The following is a 17,907-nucleotide window of genomic DNA, read 5'->3' as shown; positions in this document are numbered from 1 at the left end:
GTTGCACGGCCAACTCCGCTCGGCCAAGCAGATGTGACCGAGCCCGTCAGAAGCCGTCCGGACCGCGCTGCTGTTCAGCCGATCCCGTACGCCCGGATGATCGTCACGTCGGTGTAGCCGCCGGTGGTGTAGGTGACCCGTACCCGCAGCGAGACCGCGCCGGACTGCGGGTTGCCGACCAGGGCGGTCCACGTACCGTTGATCTTCTTGACCGGCACCGACCGCCACGTCCGCCCGTCGTCGAACGAGGCCTTGCCGGTGACCGTCTTCACCGTCGGGTTCTTGCCCGCGTACGGGCCGGCCTTGGGTCGGGTCAGCTTCAGCGGAACGTTGGTGGTGCTGCCCGGCTTCGCCTGGTTGTAGAGGTTCAGGCCGGCGGGCTGCATGGTGACGGCGTAAACGGCCGGCGTCACCCAGGACTTCGGCTTCGCCTTGAACCGGAACGTGATGCTGGTTTTCGGCGACAGCATGCCGGACGGGAAGGTGATCTCCGGGTAGTAGCGGGTCGCCGTGTTGGTGAGGGTGTACCAGCCGGCTTTCTTCACCTTGTAGTCGAGATACTTCTCGGTGGGTTCCCAGCCCCGGTCCTTGACCGTCTTGACCGTCTTGCCACGGAAGGTCAGGGTCGCCGTCGCCTTGTCACCGCCCTCGGCGCTGTGTTGGGGGAAGCCGGGATCGGCGAACATGTTGTTCAACGAGTAGGAAATCCAGCCGCCGTTCAACTGCGGCACCACTGCGGCCGGGCCCCACGCGGCTTGGACGTACCGCAGGTTGTACGTCTTGCCCGCAGCGACCTGGCGCGGCGCGGACATACCGCCGATGTACCGCGAGGAACCATCCTTGATCGTTGCCCAACGCTCGGCGTGAATGTCCCACTTGCCCGGTGACAGGAGCACCTTTGTTCGATACGGCCGGTCGGTGGTGAACAGACCGCTGTACATCATGCTTCCGCAGGAGCGGTCGATCGACTGCACGGCGAGACTGCTGTCGACGGATGCGGACGGGCCGCGCCGGGTTTCCATGTTGACCGTGGCGAGTGAGGACCGGCTGAAGGTCCGCGCCGGCGTGCTCGGGATGCCAGTGGTGGAATACCTGACCGCGTAGCGATCGGTCTCGCCGGAGAGGGCGCTCCAGGTGCGCATCGCCGCGAAGGCCAGCTTCTTCGACGAGTTCGGAATCACATGCAAATCACCGCTCATGAAGTCCGAAGCCTGGACCTCGGCAACCCCAAACTTGGACACGGCGCAGACCTGGGCGACGGTCTGTATCTCGAGCCCGTCGTCGCTGGCAGGGACCGGGCTGACGTCCAGCGTGACCCGGCGGCCCCTACGCGCGTCCAGGGTGGTCGCGGTGGTGCCGGAGACCTTGACGACGCTTGCCCCGAGCGTCGACACGAAGCCGGTGTCGATCCTGGCGAGCACCGCGTACGTGCCCTTCGGCAGCTCCTTGGCCTGACCGGACTTGACCGACCGGCTCCGGTTGGTGGCGAGGTCGACCACGGTCGTCGTGACGGCGACCTTCTTGCCGCCCCGATCCAGGGTGGTGATGGTGAGCGTGTCGCCCGCAGCGACCGCGGGGACGCCGCCGCCGACCAGGACGGCCGGCACGAGGGCCACCGCGAGGACCCTGGTGACCGCCCTACGGCCACTATGGACGGATGAGCCGAGACCGGATGCGGCCCACGCAAGCAAGGTGACCAATTCCACGAGTCCCTACCGATGGAAGCCGGTTTCGCCGCTCAACGGCGAAATATCGATGGTAGGCCACGCTCCCCTAGCGATACACCCAGGCGTCGATGTCTCTTGCGGCCCGCTGCTCCGGAAATCGATCTGCGCCCCGGCCTTCTGGTGGCCGGGGCGCAGATCGTTGTTGTACGTGGGGTAGGGGGTGGCTAGACGTACTCCAACTGCATGTTGCGGGGGCGGTAGTCGGCGCCGTCGTCTACGGCGGCCTCCCAAGGGGTGGCGCCGCCAATGGCGTGGATCGCGGTGCGGACGATCATGCGGGACTTCTCCACCGCGGCGGCTTCGCTCTCGGCGGTGATCAGCAGCTCAACGAGGACAGTGCCGGCCAGGGCATCGCTGGCGGTCGCCGCGTCGCTCACGTCGTTGTTGCATGCTTCAAGGTCAAGCAGGGCTGCCATCAGCCGCTCGCCTTCAGCGTGCAGGTCCTCGGCATCTAGAGGTTGGCCGTCGGCGCTACGGACATCGAAGTGTCGTGAGATCTGGGCCTGGATCATTGACTCTCCCCTCCGTCCTGGTCGTCGTCGTCCTTGGCCGTCCAGCACGGCAGGCTCACGGCCCACTTCAAGGCATGGTTACCGTGGTACGGGCTGGATGGCGTCAGATGCAGTTGTCGCTGGTGTTGGCCACAGGGGCAGCGCAGCGTGTAGTACTTCGGCGGGTTCTTGATCGTGTACCCGTGTCGGTCGAAAACACGCAGGACATTCTCAAGATCCTTGTTCGGGTGCCTCTTCCAATACCCCAATAGTGCCTCCCCACGGGAGCTTCAGGGTAGCGGTTGGAAAACGAAGCACAAGACCACCGGTGACGAAACGGGCATCACGGCACGCCCTGCCCTCGGCAGCGCCAGGCACGATTAGGGCCTGTTTCGCTGACGCATCGTCGGCCCTGGGATCTATGACCCCGTGACTTGCACCAACGAGAACGCTAGACGTTGAAGCGGAACTCTACGACGTCGCCGTCCTGCATGACGTACTCCTTGCCCTCGATCCGGACCTTGCCGGCGGCCTTGGCCGCCGCCATCGATCCGGCCTCGACCAGGTCGGCGTAGGAGACCACCTCGGCCTTGATGAAGCCGCGCTGGAAGTCGCTGTGGATGACCCCCGCGGCCTCCGGCGCAGTCGCGCCGACCGAGACGGTCCAGGCCCGCGCCTCCTTCGGGCCGGCGGTCAGGTACGTCTGGAGCCCGAGGGTACGGAAGCCGACCCGGACGAGCTGGTTCAAACCCGGCTCGGACTGCCCGATCGACTCCAGCAGCTCGCGGGCCTCCTCCTCGGGCAGGTCGACCAGCTCGGACTCGATCTTGGCGTCCATGAAGACCGCCTCGGCCGGGGCGACCAGGGCGCGCAGCTCGTCGAGGAACTCGGCGTTGCCCAGCTCGGCCTCGTCGACGTTGAAGACGTAGAGGAACGGCTTGGTGGTGAGCAGGTGCAGCTCGCGCAGGTGCTCCAGCTCGATCTTGGCGGCGGCCGCGCCCGCGTACAGGGTGCTGCCGCTGTCCAGAACCTCGACGGCCTTCTTCGCGGCCTCGACCGCGGCGGCCCGGTCCTTGCGGAGCTTGGCCTCCTTCTCCAGCCGGGGCAGCGCCTTCTCCAGGGTCTGGAGGTCGGCCAGGATCAGCTCGGTGTTGATCGTCTCGATGTCGTCGGCCGGGGAGACCTTGCCGTCGACGTGCACCACGTTCGGGTCGGAGAAGGCGCGCACCACCTGGCAGATCGCCGAGGCGTCACGGATGTTGGCCAGGAACGCGTTGCCTCGGCCCTGCCCCTTGGAGGCACCCCGGACCAGGCCGGCGATGTCGACGAACGAGACCGGCGCCGGCAGGACCTTCTGCGAGGAGAAGATCTCGGCGAGCTTGTCCAGCCGCTCGTCGGGGAGCCCGACCACACCGACGTTCGGCTCGATGGTGGCGAACGGGTAGTTCGCCGCGAGCACGTCGTTCTTGGTCAGCGCGTTGAACAGGGTGCTCTTGCCGACGTTGGGCAGGCCGACGATGCCGATGGTGAGACTCACGACGAGCCAGCTTACGCGCCTCTCCGCGCGGCGCGGGCAGGCAGGCCCGGCTCAGCGGGACTGGGCGGTCAGCAGCCGGGGTTCGATCCGGGTCTCCCGCACGCTGCCGTCCGCCTCCCGGGTCACCTGGTACGCGGCGACGCCCTCCCGGTCCGCCACCACCTCGGCCAGCCGGGTGCCCCGGTAGACCAGCCCCACCCCGTCGTCGGTGCAGTAGCTGGTCGGCAGGGTGCCGTCGCCGACCAGCTTGTGCATGAGCGGCCGGCGCTGCTCCTCACCGTCGTAGTGCACCCCGTTGCCGTACGGGAGCCAGCCCAGCCCCTCGGTGAACGGCCGCAGGGTCGGGCCGTAGCTGTCGGTGGCGCCGCCGAGGTGCCAGCAGATCGACCCGGCCGAGACGCCGCCCAGCACCACGCCGGCCTGCCAGCACTCGTGCAGGATGTCCGGCAGGCCGTGCACCCGCCACACGGCGCAGAGGTTGGCGACGCTGCCGCCGCCGACCCAGATGATGTCCTGGGCGAGCAGGTGGGTCCGGATGTCCTCGACGTTGGGCATCGGAAACAGAGCCAGGTGGGACGGGCGGTACCGGGTGCCGGCGAACGCACCGTAGAAAACGATGTACGAGGTGGGCTGGTCACCGACGGCCTGGTTCAGGTAGCAGATCTTCGGCGCGTCGCCGGCCTCTGCCAGCTCGGCCATCAGCTCGAAGATCGGCCCGGGCTGCGCGTCCCACGGGCCGCGATGACGGCCGCGGAAGCCCGTGCTGGTGGCGACGATAGTCGGTTCGGCGGCCGGCATGATGTCCTCCCGGTCGGATGACGGCGATCTCCGATCATCCTGCGCCATCGGCCGGGCGCCCCGCAGCCCGCCCGCACTCCGCCCCGGTCGGCAATTCCGCCTCGGCGGCGAGCGGCAACGTGAACCGGTGCGGGGCGGCCGGGCCGGCCGCGTACGACTGATCAAGCAGCCAGCGCACCTCGTCGACCGTCCAGCCCAGCCCGCGCCGGCCGGCGATCTCCCGGACCAGCCGCACGCCGACCCGGGTGTCGTCGTCGTAGAAGCGCATGCACCAGTGGTGCGCCCACATGCCGAGCGCCCGCAGCCCCGCCGCGTCGAGCGAGCCGGCGAGCCGGCCGCACGCGGTCTCGGCGAAGGCGCGCCCCGGGTCGTCCGCCCGATCCCGTTCGATCGCGCCGTACGCGGCGGGCGCCACCAGCCGCATCCGGTCGTAGAAGCCCTGCATCACCGCGCGGTCCAGCCGCATCCGCCCCGACCGCATCAGCGGGCACCTCGCCCGGCCACGCTCGCCATTCCCCGCACCTTTTCTTGAGTTGATCGGCGGGACCGTACCGGCCACTACCGACACTTCTCGCCCCGGAATCCGTTGCCGCATCAGGGATAGCTGGGCTGACCTGGGGCGTCTGAATAGGTGACAGACAAGCGCGGGAGGGTGCGTGGACGAGGACGACCGGGCCCGGCTGGCCGAGTTCGTGGCCAACCGCACGCCGGCGATGATGCGGGTCGCGTACCTGCTCACCGGCGACCGGTACGCCGCCGAGGACCTGTTCCAGTCGGCGCTGGCCAAGACCATCCCGAAGTGGCGGACGCTGCGGCACGCCGACCCGGAGGGCTACCTGCGGGCGGTCATGTACGGGGAGCAGGTGAGCTGGTGGCGGCGGCTGCGCCGACGGCGGGAGACGACGCTCACCGGGGCCGACGAGGCGGTCCAGCCGGACCCGAGCGCCGGCATCGAAGTACGCCTGGCGATGCGGGCGGCGCTGCGACGGCTGCCGCCGGCCCAGCGCACGGTGCTGGTCCTGCGCTACTACGAGGACCTCACCGAGACCCAGGTGGCCGACGTGCTGGGCTGCAGCATCGGCACGGTACGCAGCCGTACCCACCGAGCGGTGAGCCGGCTGCGACAGCTCCTGCCGGACGTCGAACTCCTGGAGGTACGGCTGTGAGCACGCCGCTCGAGGACCTCATCCGCACCACCCTTTCCGACCTGGCCGAGGAGGCACCACCTGTGCAGAACCAGTTGATCCCGGCGGAACGCCGGGCCCGGAATCGACGGCGTACCACCATGGCGCTGGGCACGGCGGGGACGATCGCCGCCGTGCTCATCGCCGCGCCGTTCGCGATCGCGTCGCCGCGCCCGGCCGCGCCCAGCGCCCCGCCCTCGCCGGTGGCGAGCATCCCGTCGGGCCCCGAGGTGGTGCCCAGCCCCTGGGAGGGTTCCCGCCCACCGGCCCCGGTCGCCTCCTCCAGCACCGGCGACCGCCCACCGGCCCCGGTCGCCTCCTCCAGCAGCGGCGGCCGCCTGCCGGCAGGGCGCCCGACCATGCCGGCGGCCTCACCCGACGCGGTCCCGGTGCCGGCCTCACCCGGCCTGCGGATGCCGGCGGCCTCGCCGCCGGTCGCACCCAGCCCCGCCTTGCCGTCGCCTCGGCCCAGCCCGCAGGGCTGACCTACGGCGAGGTCCGAATCCCGCCAGCCGAGGGCTGGACCTGCAAGGCAGGATCGGTGGCGTGGAGTTGGACTTCGAGCGGTGCTATCGCGCTGTCGACAGCCGTGACCAGCGCTTCGACGGCTGGTTCTACACCGGCGTGACGTCGACGGGGATCTACTGCCGGCCGTCCTGCCCGGCGATGACGCCGAAGCGGCAGAACGTCCGGTTCTTCCCGTCCGCAGCCGCGGCACAGGGCGCGGGGCTGCGGGCCTGCCGCCGCTGCCGCCCCGACGCCGCCCCGGGCTCGCCGCAGTGGGACGTCCGCGCGGACGTGGTCGGGCGGGCGATGCGGCTGATCGCGGACGGGGTCGTCGACCGGGACGGCGTGCCGGGGCTGGCGGCCCGGCTCGGCTACACGGAGCGGCATCTGCACCGGATGCTCCGCGCCGAGTTGGGCGCCGGGCCGCTGGCCCTGGCCCGGGCCCAGCGCGCCCAGACCGCCCGGATTCTCATCGAGACCACCGGGCTCGGCCTGGCCGAGGTCGCGTTCGCCGCCGGCTTCGGCAGCGTCCGGCAGTTCAACGACACGGTCCGCGAGGTGTACGGGGCGACGCCGTCCGAGCTGCGAATCGCCCGTGGGCGGCGGGCGGCGGCCGGCGGGGCGGGCACGATCACGCTACGGCTGGCGTACCGGCCGCCGTTGCACGCGACGGCGCTGCTGGACTTCCTCGCCCTCCGGGCGCTGCCGGGGGTCGAGGAGGTGCGCGACGGGACGTACCGCCGGGGGTTGCGCCTGCCGCACGGCGCTGGCACGGTCGCGCTGACCCCGGTTGACGGGCACGTGGCCGCCACGCTGCGCCTGGCCGACATGCGCGACCTGGCCCCCGCGGTGGCCCGCTGCCGGCGCCTGCTCGACCTGGACGCCGACCCCATCGCGATCGACACCACCCTGGCCCAGGACCCCACCCTGGCCCCGGCGGTCCAGACGGAACCGGGCGTCCGCCTCCCTCACGCCGTAGACGGCTTCGAAATGGCCATCCGCGCCATCACCACCCAACAAATCTCCCTCCAATCCGCCCGCACCACCCTCACCCACCTCCTGTCCGCCGCCGCCCCCCTCGACCCCCCCGTTGATCATGAGGTTGGCGGCGAAGTGGATCTCCCGAATCACGGCCAACCTCATGATCAACGGGGAGGGTTGCGGGCGTTTCCGACGGCGGAAGAGGTGCTGGGGGTAGCGGAACGGGGGTTTCGGATGCCGGGGGCGCGGCGGGAGACCATTCGTGCGGTGGCTCGGGCGGTGGCGGACGGCGACCTGGACCTGGAGCCGGGTGGGGATCGGGAGGAGGCGGTACGGCGGTTGAGCGCGCTGCCCGGGATCGGGCCGTGGACCGCCGGCTACGTCGCCATGCGGGCCCTCGGCGACCCCGACGTCTTCCTCCCCACCGACCTGGGCGTACGCCGGGGCGCCGCCGCGCTCGGCCATCCGGGCGACCCGAAGACCCTCGACGCGTACGCGGACCGCTGGCGCCCCTGGCGGTCGTACGCGGTGATCAGACTCTGGAGAGCGGCATGACCATCCTGGACAGCACCATCATCGACACCCCCGCCGGCCCGCTGAGCGTGCTCACCGGACCCGACGGGGCGGTCCGGGCGGCCGGGTTCACCGCCGATCCGGCCGCGCTGGTCCCGCTGGCGCATCCGAGCCTGCGCGGCGACCTGCGACACCGGGCGGAACTCGGCCCGGTGACCGCCGCGGTCCGCGCCTACCTGGACGGTGACCTGGCCGCGATCGACGCGATCCCGGTGGAGCAGCACACCGGCGGCGCCTTTCAGGCCCACTCCTGGCAGGTGCTGCGCGACGTGCAGCCGGGCGAGCCGGTGACGTACACCGGTTTCGCCGCACTGGCCGGGCGACCGGCGGCGGTACGCGCCGCCGCGGCGGCCTGCGCCCGCAACGCCGCCGCCCTCTTCGTCCCGTGTCACCGGGTGCTGCGTACCGACGGCACGCTGGGCGGCTACCGCTGGGGGCTGGACGTGAAGACGTGGCTTCTCGGTCATGAGCGGCGGTTGCCGACCGGCTGACCGGAGCGGCGACGCGGGACGGCTAAACCCGTCGCCGCCGGGTCACCCGCTGCCTACGATCGGTCGATGACCGATACGGCGAGAACGGCCCGCACCGGCGTCCCCGAGCGTCCGTCCCTGGACGGCATCGAGGAGACCTGGGCGCGTCGCTGGCAGGAGGACGGGACGTACGCGTTCGACCGCACCCGCGCAGGGGAACGTCAGCACGTGTACGCGATCGACACCCCGCCGCCGACCGTATCCGGCGAACTGCACATGGGACACGTCTTCTCGTACACGCACACCGACACGGTCGCCCGGTTCCAGCGGATGCGCGGCCGGACGGTCTTCTACCCGATGGGCTGGGACGACAACGGCCTACCCACCGAGCGGCGGGTGCAGAACGTGTACGGGGTGCGCTGCGATCCGGCCCTGCCGTACGACCCGGGCTGGGTGCCGCCGGCGACGCCTGTGACCGAGGCACGGCGGAAGGACCCGGTGCCGATCTCCCGGCGCAACTTCGTCGAGCTGTGCGAGCGGCTGACGGCGGAGGACGAACAGGTCTTCGAGGCGCTGTGGCGGCGGCTCGGGCTGTCGGTGGACTGGTCGTTGACGTACACCACGATCGGGCGGGCGGCCCGGGCAACCAGCCAGCGGGCGTTCCTGCGCAACGTGGCCCGGGGCGAGGCGTACCAGGCGGAGGCGCCGACGCTCTGGGACGTCGGGTTCGCCACCGCCGTGGCCCAGGCCGAGCTGGAGGACCGGGAGCGCCCCGGCGCGTACCACCGGCTGCGGTTCCACGGGCCGGGCGGGCGCGAGGTGCTGATCGACACCACCCGGCCGGAGCTGCTGCCGGCCTGCGTGGCGCTGGTCTGCCACCCCGACGACGAGCGGTACGCGGACCTGGTCGGCACGTCGGCGCGTACCCCGGTCTTCGGGGTGGAGGTGCCGGTGCGCGCGCACCCGCTGGCGGACCCGGCCAAGGGCACGGGCATCGCGATGGTCTGCACGTTCGGCGACCTGACCGACGTGACCTGGTGGCGGGAGCTGCAACTCGACACCCGGGTGGTGATCGGCCGCGACGGGCGGCTGCTGCCCGAGCCGCCGGCCGGGGTGCCCGCGGAACCCTACGCCGCGCTCGCCGGGCAGACCGTGAACGGCGCGCGGCGGACCGTGGTCGAGCTGCTGACCGACGCCGGCGACCTGGTCGGCGAGCCGCGCCCGATCACCCACCCGGTGAAGTTCTACGAGCGCGGCGACCGCCCGCTGGAGATCGTCTCGACCCGGCAGTGGTACCTGCGCAACGGCGGACGGGACGCCGGGCTACGGGAGGATCTGCTCGCCCGGGGTCGGGAGCTGCACTGGGTGCCGGAGCACATGCGGCACCGCTACGAGCATTGGGTGGGCGGCCTGACCGGGGACTGGCTGGTCAGCCGGCAGCGCTTCTTCGGCGTGCCGGTGCCGGTGTGGTACCGGCTCGACGACGCTGGCGAGCCGGACTGGTCCCACCCTCTCACACCCGACGAGGCGATCCTTCCGGTCGACCCGTCCGGCGAGCCGCCGCCGGGCTACCAGGAGGCGCAGCGCGGGCTGCCGGGCGGGTTCGTCGGCGACCCGGACGTGCTGGACACCTGGGCCACCTCCTCGCTGACCCCGCAGATCGTCGGCGGGTGGGAGACCGACCCGGAGCTGTTCCGCCTGGTGTTCCCGATGGACCTGCGCCCGCAGGGGCACGACATCATCCGCACCTGGCTCTTCACCACCGTGCTCCGGTCCCACCTGGAGTTCGGGGTGCTGCCCTGGCGGGACGTGGAACTCTCCGGCTGGATCCTCGACCCGGACCGGAAGAAGATGTCCAAGTCCAAGGGAAACGTGGTCACCCCGATGGGCCTGCTGGCGCAGCACGGCTCGGACGCGGTGCGCTACTGGGCGGCCAACGGCAAGCCCGGCACGGACCTCTCCTTCGACCCGGCGCAGATCAAGGTGGGGCGACGGCTCGCCACGAAACTGCTCAACGCCTCGAAGTTCGCCCTCGGGCTGGGCGCCGCCGACGCGTTGCGCGCCCCGTACGACAACTCCAGCTCGGCGCGTCTGACGCCGCGCCGCGACCTGGAGCTGTCGGTGACCGAGCCGCTGGACACCGCCATGCTCGCCGAACTCTCCGGCGTGGTCGGGGTGGCGACGTCCGCGTTCGACGGGTACGACCACACCGCCGCCCTGATGGCGACGGAGGCGTTCTTCTGGCGGTTCTGCGACGACTACATCGAGCTGGTGAAGGAGCGCGCCTACGGCTCCGGGTCGGGGGCCGACTCGGCCCGGGCGGCCCTGGCCACCGCGCTGTCGGTGCAGTTGCGGCTGTTCGCCCCGGTGCTGCCCTTCGTCACCGAGGAGGTCTGGTCCTGGTGGCGGTACGGCTCGGTGCATCGCGCGCCGTGGCCCACCACATACGAGGTGGGCCGGGCGGTGCAGGGGCCCGGTGACCCGGAACTGCTGCGGCTGGCCGCCGACGCGCTGAGCCAGGTGCGCCGGGCCAAGTCGGAGCGGAAATTGTCGATGAAGGCGGACGTGCCGCTGGCCGAGGCGCTCGGCCCCTCGGCCCTGCTCGACCAGCTCACCCTGGTCGCCGACGACGTCCGGGCGGCGGGCCGGATCACCAAGCTCGACCTGCTCCCCGACCGCACCCCCGAACTCGTCATCGCCTGCGCCTTCTGAGGTGTAAGGGAGGGGCCCCGGGGGCCCCTCCCTTACCTCAGCTGGTTTCGCCGGCGACGCTGAAGGAGCGGAGGCGGTCGATGGCGAGGGCGGTGGAGCCGATCGCGACCAGGACGGTCATGACCACGGCGACCGGGACCGAGACCGTGGTGCCGAGCAACTCGGTGGGGCCCATCCGGTCGGCGAGGGCGATCACCCACTGCTGGATGGAGAGCACCTTGGTGCCGTCCACGAACCGGCCGAGCAGGCCCTCCCAGATCAGCACGTAGACCAGGCCGAGCAGCACGGGCCGCCGGGTCAGCAGGCTGAGCGCCAGGAACAGCGCCGAGTAGGCCAGCGCGCCGAGCGCCGAGGCCGCGGCGAGCGCCAGGCCGAGGCGTACCGAATCGGCGAGCACGCCCGCGACGTAGAGCGGGACGGCGACGGTGGCCGCGCTGACCCCGGTGGCCACCGCGAGCTTCGGCAACACGATCTGCCAGCGGGGCAGCGGCTTGGTGAGAATGTGCACCACCGTGCCGTCGTCGATCTCGGCCCCGAGCACGCCGGTGCCGACGATCAGCGCGACCACCGGCAGCACCACGGCCAACCCGAGCCCGACCAGCACCGGCGGCCCCCACTGGCTCGGGTGCACACCCAGGGCGCGGGAGACGATCGCGAGCGTAAGCAGCAGCGCGGGCAGCGGGAGCAGGAGCAGGAACCGGCGCCGGCCGAAGAGGCCACGGGCGGTGATCCAGGTAACGGTCGACATCTCAGGCCTCCACCAGATAGGAGAAGACGCTCTCCAGCGATTCGTCCTCGGGCGTCAGCGATCGGACCCGGATGCCCCGGGCCAGCGCGATCTTCGGCAGCGCCCGGGTAAAGGCGCCGTAGTCACCGGCCCGGACGGTGAGCTCGGTGCGCCCCAACTCCACCCCGGTCACCGACGGCTCGGCCATCAGCGCCACCGCCAGCGCCCGGTCGTCGGTGGAGCGGACGGCGAACACGTGCGGCCGGTTGGTCATCAGCCGGCGGATGGTCCGGTAGTCGCCGGAGGCGGCCAGCCGACCGGCGACCATCACCTGCACGGTGCCGGAGACCTGCTCGACCTCCTCCAGGATGTGCGAGCTGAACAGGATGGTCCGGCCGGCGTCCCCGAGGCGGTGCAGCAGGTCCATCATGTGCAGCCGCTGCCGCGGGTCCATCCCGTTGAACGGCTCGTCGAGCAGCAGCACCTGCGGGTCGTGGACCAGCGCGGCCGCCACCCGGGTGCGCTGCCGCATGCCCTTGGAGTAGGTGCCGATCCGCCGGTCCTGCGCGTCCGCCATCTCGACCAGGTCGATCGCCCGGCGGGCCGCGGCCTCCGGGTCGGGCAGCCGGTGCAGCTTCGCGCTGGCCAGCACGAACTCGTGCGCGGAGAGGAAGCTGTGCACCGCCTCCCGCTCGCTGACCAGGCCGAGCCGCCGGTAGACGCCCGGGTTGCGCCAGGTCGACTCCCCGTCGAGGGTGACCGCGCCCCGGGACGGGCTGAGGAAGCCGGCCATCATGTGCAGCAGGGTGGTCTTGCCGGCGCCGTTGGGCCCGAGCAGGCCGGTCACCCCGGGCCCGAGCCGCATGGTGACGTCGTTGACCGCCACCACGTTGCCGTACCAGCGGGAGACCCCGGCGAGGTCGAGGGTGGACGCGGGCGTGGTCGGGGCCGCCGCCTCCGCGCTGATCGTGGTCATCGGGCGGCCACCTTCCGGTATCGCAGCAACAGCAGGGCGACGCAGCCGGCCACCAGCAGGACGGCCGCGGCCAGGTAGACCGGGCCGAAGTCGCCGAGCACGCGGTTCGTGGCCATGCCGGGGGCCAGCCGGTCGCCCAGGGTGTAGATGCCGACGGCCTGGACCAGGGTGGACGGCGAGCCGAGCATCGCCAGCTCGTTGACCGCCCGGGACGGCATGATCGACAGGGTGCCGACAATCGGCGTGGTCATCAGGAACGCGGCCACGATGCCGCCGGCGGCGAACGCCCGCTTGCCGGTGAGCGAGGCGATGAGCAGCCCGACCGAGGCGAAGACCACCGCCCACAGGGCCGCGTAGAGCAGGCCGGGCAGCAGGTCGAGCAGCTCGTCCCAGACCCCGCGCATCCCGTCCTCGGTGGTGAACGCGGCGCCGAGGAACATCACCAGCTGCGGCGCGCCGAGCAGCAGCCAGAGCGCGGTCACCAGCGCGCCGAGCTTGGCCAGCGCGTAGTCGCCGCGGGGCAACGGCCGGGAGAAGTAGAGCGGCAGCACCCCGCTGCGTAGGTCGCGGGAGACCAGCTCCGGCCCGACCACCGCGACGAAGAAGATGACCAGCCAGCTCATCGCGTCGGCGAACTGGGCGTACGTCATGACGACCTGGCCGGTCTGGGTGCGTACCGCGGTCACCCCGGCGGCGACGATCACCACGATGCCGAGCACCAGCCAGGGGAAGATCTTCGCCTTGGCGGACCGGCCCAGGCCGAACGCGGTCCGCAGGCCGTGCAGGTAGAGCGCGCCGAAGACGTGCCGGCGGCCCAGCCGGGGGCCGGTGTAACGCTGGTATCCGATGTCGTGGATGACGCCGGTCGGCTCAGGCATGGCTGGGCTCCCTCGTGGCGAAGAGTTCGGCCACCCGGTGCCGCCGCTGGTCGAGCCGGTGCAGCGGCAGGTCCAGCTCGGCGACCGCGCCGAGGATCAGGTCGTAGGTGGCGTCGTCGGCGAGCGGGACGAGCAGCAGCCGCCCCTCCCGGGACACCGGCAGGTCGAGCGCGGCGAGCCGGGCGGCCAGCTCGTCCGTACCCTCGCTCACCTCGACGGCGAGCACGTCGGTGGCGGAGGTCATCGCGGCGACCCGGTCGGCGCGCAACAGCCGCCCGCCGTCGATGGCGACGAGCGTGTCGCAGATTCGCTCCACCTCGCCGAGCAGGTGCGAGCAGACCAGCACGGAGATGCCGAACTCGGTGCCGATCCGGTGGATCAGGGCGAGCATGGCGTCCCGGCCGGCCGGGTCGAGGCCGTTGGTGGGCTCGTCGAGCAGCAGCAGGTCGGGGTCGTGCACCAGGGCCTGGGCAAGTTTCACCCGCTGCTTCATGCCGGTGGAGTAGCCGCCGACGGCCCGGTGGCGCTCCTCGTGGAGGCCGACGTGGCGCAGCGCCTCGGACGCCCGCTCCCGAGCGACCGTACGCGGCAGCCCGCTGATCCGACCCAGGTGGGTGACCAGCTCGGCGGCGGACAGGTCGGGCGGCAGGGCGTCGTGTTCGGGCATGTAGCCGACCCGGGCGCGGACCGCCGCCGGGTCGGTGGTGGGGTCGAGGCCGAGCACGCGGACCCGGCCACTGGTCGGGGCGAGCAGGCCCAGCAGGATCTTGATCAGCGTGGACTTGCCGGCGCCGTTGGCGCCGACCAGCCCGATGATCCCCGGCTCGACCGACACCGTGAGGTCGGCCAACGCGGTGACCCGACCTCCGTACGTCTTGGTCAGCGACTCGGTCGCGAGCAGTGTCACACCGACCAGCGTAGGCAGTCGGGGCACTTCCCGGGGTGCGCTGTGACCCCGGCGATTCCCTGATCTCCGCTGGCCCGGCCCCTAAGGTGACGGCCAGGTTAACTGGCGGGGGGTGGTTCGTGGCTTCTGATCGACGGGCGCTCCTGAGGGGTCCGCCGGGGCTAGAATCTCGCCTGTCGTACCGGCGTCCGCACGAGAGCCGGTGCCCCGCCCGGGGCGGACGCCGACCGATCCTTTCGGAGAGAGCATGGCCATCGGCGCGGACAGTCCCAAGGTGAGTGTGGTGGTGCCCACCCACAACTGTGGTCCCCACCTCGACCAGCTCGTCACATCCTTGGAGCGCCAGTCCCTGCCGCCCGGCGAGTTCGAGGTGATTTTCGCCGACGACGGCTCGACCGACGACACCCCGCAACTGCTGGACGAGCTGGCCGCCCGGCACCCGCACTTCCGGGTGCTGCACCTGGAGAACTCGGGCTGGCCATCCCGCCCCCGCAACGTCGGCGTCGGACAGGCCCGGGGCGAGTACGTCTTCTTCGCGGACGACGACGACTGGTTCGCGGACGAGGCGCTGGAGCGCCTGTACGCCTGCGCCCGGACGAACGACGCCGACATCGTGGTGGGCAAGATGGCCGGGCACGGGCGTTCCGTGCCCCGCGAGCTGTTCCGGCAGAACCGGTTCGACGCCACCCTGGCGAACGCGCCGCTGGTCGACAGCATGACCTGTCACAAGCTGTTCCGGCGGTCGTTCCTCGACAAGCACGAGCTGCGGTTTCCGGAGGGGATGCCCCGCCGGCTCGAGGACCACCGCATGGTGATCCGGGCCTATCTGCTCTCCGAGCGGACCTGCGTGCTGTCGGACTACACCTGCTACCACCACTTCCGCCGGACGGACGCGGGTAACGTGACGGCCACCCGGCTGGACCCGGCGGAGTACTACGCCGGCCTGCGCGAGGCCCTCGACATCGTCGACGCGCACATCCCACCCGGGCCGCTGCGGGACCGGGTGCACCGGCGCTGGCTGCGCCACGAGATGATTGACCGGCTGCGCGGAAGTCGGCTGACCGAGGCTCCGCCGGCGTGGCTTGACCAGGTCGCGGCGGAGATCCAGCAGATCCTGCGGGACCGCCTGGCCCCGGGCGTGGCCGCCGGTCTGCCCCCACTGCTCCGGACCATCGCGTACCTGGCCGAGCAGGGCCGGGTCGCGGACCTGCGCCGGTTGGCCGAGTGGGAGTCGGGCGTACGCGCGCAAGCCACCGTGCACCGCCGCAAGGTGAGCGGCCGCAAGCTGACCGTGAACTTCTCCGCCCAACTGATGGTCGGCGACGAGCCGATGCGGTTCGGCGCCGACGGCCGGGACCTGCCGATCTTCCCCGTGGACGGGGTGGATGCGCCGCCGGGCGTCGAGGTTGCGGCCACCCACGGCAAGGTGGACCTCGTCGCCCGTCGCAAGGAGACCCAGGAGGAGATCTTCCTGCCGGTCACCGTGGAGGTTGAGCGGGTGCCCGTCGGGGACCATCTGGAAATCCGTTACCGGGCGACCGCCAGGGTGGACTTCACCACGGTGAACGGTGGCCTTACCCGGGGAACCTGGCGGTTGCGGGCGCGGGTGAGCAGCGCGGGCTGGACGAGGGACGTCAGCCTGGCGCTGCCCGTAAGGTGTGCCACGGACGGCGCCAAGCCCCACCTGAACACCAACCGGACCCTCTGGTCCCGGCTCCGCCGGGTGGCCCGTCGGCTCATCCCCCGCCCGGCCACCTCCCGGGAACCGGTTGCGGCACGGTGACCGCCGGCCGGGGTCGGCCGGGGCACCGGAGGGGGGAGTTGGCGCTCTCGACCGATCGGCAGCCGGCTGAGAAACTGTGTGCCGGCCGTGAGTTGGGGGTTCGATGAGCAACGGGTGGGTGCTGCCCGAGGACGTGCTGCGCGACGCGCCGGCGTACGCGCCTCACACCGGTGAACTGGCCGATCTGCAATTGCTGCTGACCGGGGCGTACGCGCCGCTGACCGGCTTCATGACCCGCGCCGACCTGGTCGCGCTGGGCCGGCGCGGCCGGCTGGCTGACGACACGCCGTGGCCGGTGCCGGTGACCCTGCAGGTGCCGGCGTCACTCGCCGACGAGCTGCGGCTGGAGGACCCGCTGCGCCGGGCGCTGGTGCTCACCGACGGCGAGGGCGCCCCGGTGGCCGCGATGGACGTGACCGACGTCTGGCCGGTCCGCGAGGGGCTGGTGGGCGTCGGCGGCGCGGTACGCCGGCTCGGCGACGGCGGTCACGGGCCGTTCCAGCGGCTACGACGCAGCCCCGAGGAGATTCGGGCGCTGCTGCCACCGGGCCGGGTGCTCGGCGTCTTCGCCGACCGGCCGCTGCACCGGCCGCAGCTCGCGCAGATCGCGCACGCCGCCCGCACCCTGGGCGCGCACCTGCTGGTGATGATCCCGGCGGGCGACGAGGGCACCGGCGGGCTGCCGTCCGAGGCGCTGGTCCGCGCCGTGTTCGCCGCTCGCGACCGGATGCCCCCGGCCACCCTGGTGGCGGTGCCGCTGGCCCGCCGGCGTGACGAGGTCAGCGACGCGCTGCTGCGGGCCCGGGTCGCCGGCGCGTACGGGGTGACCCACCTGCTCTCCACCGAGGGGATGATCTCCGGTGCCGGGCTGCGGGTGTTGGTGCCGCGCGAGCTGGCGTACGACAACCGGGACGGGCAGTGGCGCTGGCGGGAGGACATCCCACCGCGCAACCGGCGGTTGGCGCTCAGCCAGGAGGAGATCGACGACCTGCTCGACCGGGGCTTCCCGCTGCCCGAGTGGCACACCCCGCCGGCGGTGGCGAAGGAGCTGGCCCGGGCCCGTCCGCCGCGCCGGCATCGCGGTCTGGTGATCTTCCTGACCGGGCTGTCCGGCTCGGGCAAGTCGACCATCGCCCGCGGCCTGGCCGACCTGCTACGTGAGGGCGGCGAGCGCAGCATCACGCTGCTCGACGGTGACGTGGTGCGCCGGGAGCTCTCCGCCGGGCTGGGCTTCAGCAAGGCCGACCGGGACGCCAACGTGCGCCGGATCGGTTGGGTGGCCGCCGAGATCGCCCGGCACCGGGGGGTCGGCATCTGCTGCCCGATCGCCCCGTACGCGGCGGCCCGGGCCGTCGCCCGGGAGATGGCGCAGGCCGCCGGGGCCGGCTTCCTGCTGGTACACGTCGCGACCCCGCTCGAGGTGTGCGAGCAGCGTGACCGCAAGGGCCTGTACGCGCGGGCCCGGGCCGGCCTGATCACCGGGATGACCGGCATCGACGACCCGTACGAGGAGCCGACCGACGCCGACCTGGTGGTGGACACCACGGACCTGACCGTCGAGGAGGCGGTCCAGCGGGTGATCGAACACCTGACCGAGACCGGCTGGGTGGAGTCCCGCCTCCAGTCCGCCTGACCGTGCTGGGCACCGAGGAGGCG

16 protein-coding genes are annotated in these 17,907 nt (G+C 71.9%); 7 read left to right on the top strand and 9 right to left on the bottom strand.

Annotated features, from left to right (window positions below):
- Nucleotides 1–74 precede the first annotated feature (74 nt).
- The 5 genes from AB0C02_RS05465 to AB0C02_RS05445 all read right to left on the bottom strand — a co-directional run bounded on the left by AB0C02_RS05465 (nucleotide 75) and on the right by AB0C02_RS05445 (nucleotide 5,034).
- Nucleotides 75–1,616, bottom strand: a complete 1,542-nt coding sequence (locus AB0C02_RS05465) for a hypothetical protein (protein ID WP_357541444.1) — start codon at nucleotides 1,614–1,616, stop codon at nucleotides 75–77.
- A 275-nt stretch (nucleotides 1,617–1,891) separates the two neighbouring features.
- Complete coding sequence (locus AB0C02_RS05460) at nucleotides 1,892–2,239, bottom strand: hypothetical protein (protein ID WP_357541442.1); 348 nt, start codon at nucleotides 2,237–2,239, stop codon at nucleotides 1,892–1,894.
- Between the two features lie 430 nt (nucleotides 2,240–2,669).
- A complete protein-coding gene (gene ychF, locus AB0C02_RS05455) occupies nucleotides 2,670–3,755 on the bottom strand; it encodes a redox-regulated ATPase YchF (RefSeq protein WP_357541440.1) in 1,086 nt (361 codons plus the stop codon).
- Between the two features lie 51 nt (nucleotides 3,756–3,806).
- Nucleotides 3,807–4,553 (bottom strand): peptidase E, encoded by a 747-nt coding sequence (locus AB0C02_RS05450; RefSeq protein WP_357541438.1) that lies wholly within the window; start codon nucleotides 4,551–4,553, stop codon nucleotides 3,807–3,809.
- 34 nt (nucleotides 4,554–4,587) lie between these two features.
- Nucleotides 4,588–5,034, bottom strand: coding sequence for a hypothetical protein (locus tag AB0C02_RS05445; RefSeq protein ID WP_357541436.1), 447 nt, complete (start codon nucleotides 5,032–5,034; stop codon nucleotides 4,588–4,590).
- Between the two features lie 175 nt (nucleotides 5,035–5,209).
- Between AB0C02_RS05445 and AB0C02_RS05440 the strand changes: the two genes are divergently transcribed.
- The 5 genes from AB0C02_RS05440 to valS all read left to right on the top strand — a co-directional run bounded on the left by AB0C02_RS05440 (nucleotide 5,210) and on the right by valS (nucleotide 10,980).
- Nucleotides 5,210–5,719, top strand: coding sequence for a SigE family RNA polymerase sigma factor (locus tag AB0C02_RS05440; RefSeq protein WP_357541434.1), 510 nt, complete (start codon nucleotides 5,210–5,212; stop codon nucleotides 5,717–5,719).
- Nucleotides 5,716–6,222 (top strand): hypothetical protein, encoded by a 507-nt coding sequence (locus AB0C02_RS05435; RefSeq protein ID WP_357541432.1) that lies wholly within the window; start codon nucleotides 5,716–5,718, stop codon nucleotides 6,220–6,222. Before AB0C02_RS05440 ends, AB0C02_RS05435 begins: the two co-directional genes overlap by 4 nt.
- A 61-nt stretch (nucleotides 6,223–6,283) precedes the next feature.
- Nucleotides 6,284–7,780 (top strand): DNA-3-methyladenine glycosylase 2 family protein, encoded by a 1,497-nt coding sequence (locus tag AB0C02_RS05430; RefSeq protein ID WP_357541430.1) that lies wholly within the window; start codon nucleotides 6,284–6,286, stop codon nucleotides 7,778–7,780.
- A complete protein-coding gene (locus AB0C02_RS05425) occupies nucleotides 7,777–8,289 on the top strand; it encodes a methylated-DNA--[protein]-cysteine S-methyltransferase (protein ID WP_357541428.1) in 513 nt (170 codons plus the stop codon). Before AB0C02_RS05430 ends, AB0C02_RS05425 begins: the two co-directional genes overlap by 4 nt.
- A 66-nt stretch (nucleotides 8,290–8,355) precedes the next feature.
- Nucleotides 8,356–10,980, top strand: coding sequence for a valine--tRNA ligase (gene valS / locus AB0C02_RS05420; RefSeq protein ID WP_357541426.1), 2,625 nt, complete (start codon nucleotides 8,356–8,358; stop codon nucleotides 10,978–10,980).
- Nucleotides 10,981–11,017: 37 nt separating this feature from the next.
- Here valS and AB0C02_RS05415 read toward each other — a convergent pair whose 3' ends face one another.
- From AB0C02_RS05415 to AB0C02_RS05400, 4 genes are read right to left on the bottom strand one after another with little or no spacing between them, the layout of a single operon-like run.
- Nucleotides 11,018–11,728: an ABC transporter permease gene (locus AB0C02_RS05415; RefSeq protein WP_357541424.1), complete on the bottom strand. Its 711-nt coding sequence runs from the start codon at nucleotides 11,726–11,728 to the stop codon at nucleotides 11,018–11,020.
- A gap of 1 nt (nucleotide 11,729) precedes the next feature.
- A complete protein-coding gene (locus AB0C02_RS05410) occupies nucleotides 11,730–12,683 on the bottom strand; it encodes an ABC transporter ATP-binding protein (RefSeq protein ID WP_357541422.1) in 954 nt (317 codons plus the stop codon).
- Nucleotides 12,680–13,561 carry an ABC transporter permease gene (locus AB0C02_RS05405; RefSeq protein ID WP_357541420.1) on the bottom strand — a complete coding sequence of 294 codons (882 nt, stop codon included), beginning with the start codon at nucleotides 13,559–13,561 and terminating at the stop codon, nucleotides 12,680–12,682. Before AB0C02_RS05405 ends, AB0C02_RS05410 begins: the two co-directional genes overlap by 4 nt.
- Nucleotides 13,554–14,468, bottom strand: coding sequence for an ABC transporter ATP-binding protein (locus AB0C02_RS05400; RefSeq protein ID WP_357541418.1), 915 nt, complete (start codon nucleotides 14,466–14,468; stop codon nucleotides 13,554–13,556). Before AB0C02_RS05400 ends, AB0C02_RS05405 begins: the two co-directional genes overlap by 8 nt.
- A 274-nt stretch (nucleotides 14,469–14,742) precedes the next feature.
- On the opposite strand from AB0C02_RS05400, the gene AB0C02_RS05395 reads away from it, so the two are divergent.
- A complete protein-coding gene (locus AB0C02_RS05395) occupies nucleotides 14,743–16,251 on the top strand; it encodes a glycosyltransferase family 2 protein (RefSeq protein WP_357541415.1) in 1,509 nt (502 codons plus the stop codon).
- A gap of 103 nt (nucleotides 16,252–16,354) precedes the next feature.
- Nucleotides 16,355–17,884, top strand: a complete 1,530-nt coding sequence (cysC, locus tag AB0C02_RS05390; RefSeq protein WP_357541413.1) for an adenylyl-sulfate kinase — start codon at nucleotides 16,355–16,357, stop codon at nucleotides 17,882–17,884.
- The last annotated feature ends 23 nt before the right edge of the window (nucleotides 17,885–17,907 follow it).

The sequence above is a fragment of the Micromonospora sp. NPDC048999 genome (assembly GCF_040649295.1).
Classification (GTDB): Bacteria; Actinomycetota; Actinomycetes; order Mycobacteriales; family Micromonosporaceae; genus Micromonospora.
This window is presented reverse-complemented; position numbering and strand designations above follow the sequence as displayed.

Bases quoted from the DNA above. Each gene is read 5' to 3' on its own strand.
- AB0C02_RS05460 (WP_357541442.1), bottom strand. From the start codon at position 2,239: ATGATCCAGGCCCAGATCTCACGACACTTCGATGTCCGTAGCGCCGAC.
- AB0C02_RS05450 (WP_357541438.1), bottom strand. From the start codon at position 4,553: ATGCCGGCCGCCGAACCGACTATCGTCGCCACCAGCACGGGCTTCCGC.
- AB0C02_RS05445 (WP_357541436.1), bottom strand. From the start codon at position 5,034: ATGCGGTCGGGGCGGATGCGGCTGGACCGCGCGGTGATGCAGGGCTTC.
- AB0C02_RS05425 (WP_357541428.1), top strand. From the start codon at position 7,777: ATGACCATCCTGGACAGCACCATCATCGACACCCCCGCCGGCCCGCTG.
- valS (WP_357541426.1), top strand. From the start codon at position 8,356: ATGACCGATACGGCGAGAACGGCCCGCACCGGCGTCCCCGAGCGTCCG.
- AB0C02_RS05415 (WP_357541424.1), bottom strand. From the start codon at position 11,728: ATGTCGACCGTTACCTGGATCACCGCCCGTGGCCTCTTCGGCCGGCGC.
- AB0C02_RS05410 (WP_357541422.1), bottom strand. From the start codon at position 12,683: ATGACCACGATCAGCGCGGAGGCGGCGGCCCCGACCACGCCCGCGTCC.
- AB0C02_RS05405 (WP_357541420.1), bottom strand. From the start codon at position 13,561: ATGCCTGAGCCGACCGGCGTCATCCACGACATCGGATACCAGCGTTAC.
- cysC (WP_357541413.1), top strand. From the start codon at position 16,355: ATGAGCAACGGGTGGGTGCTGCCCGAGGACGTGCTGCGCGACGCGCCG.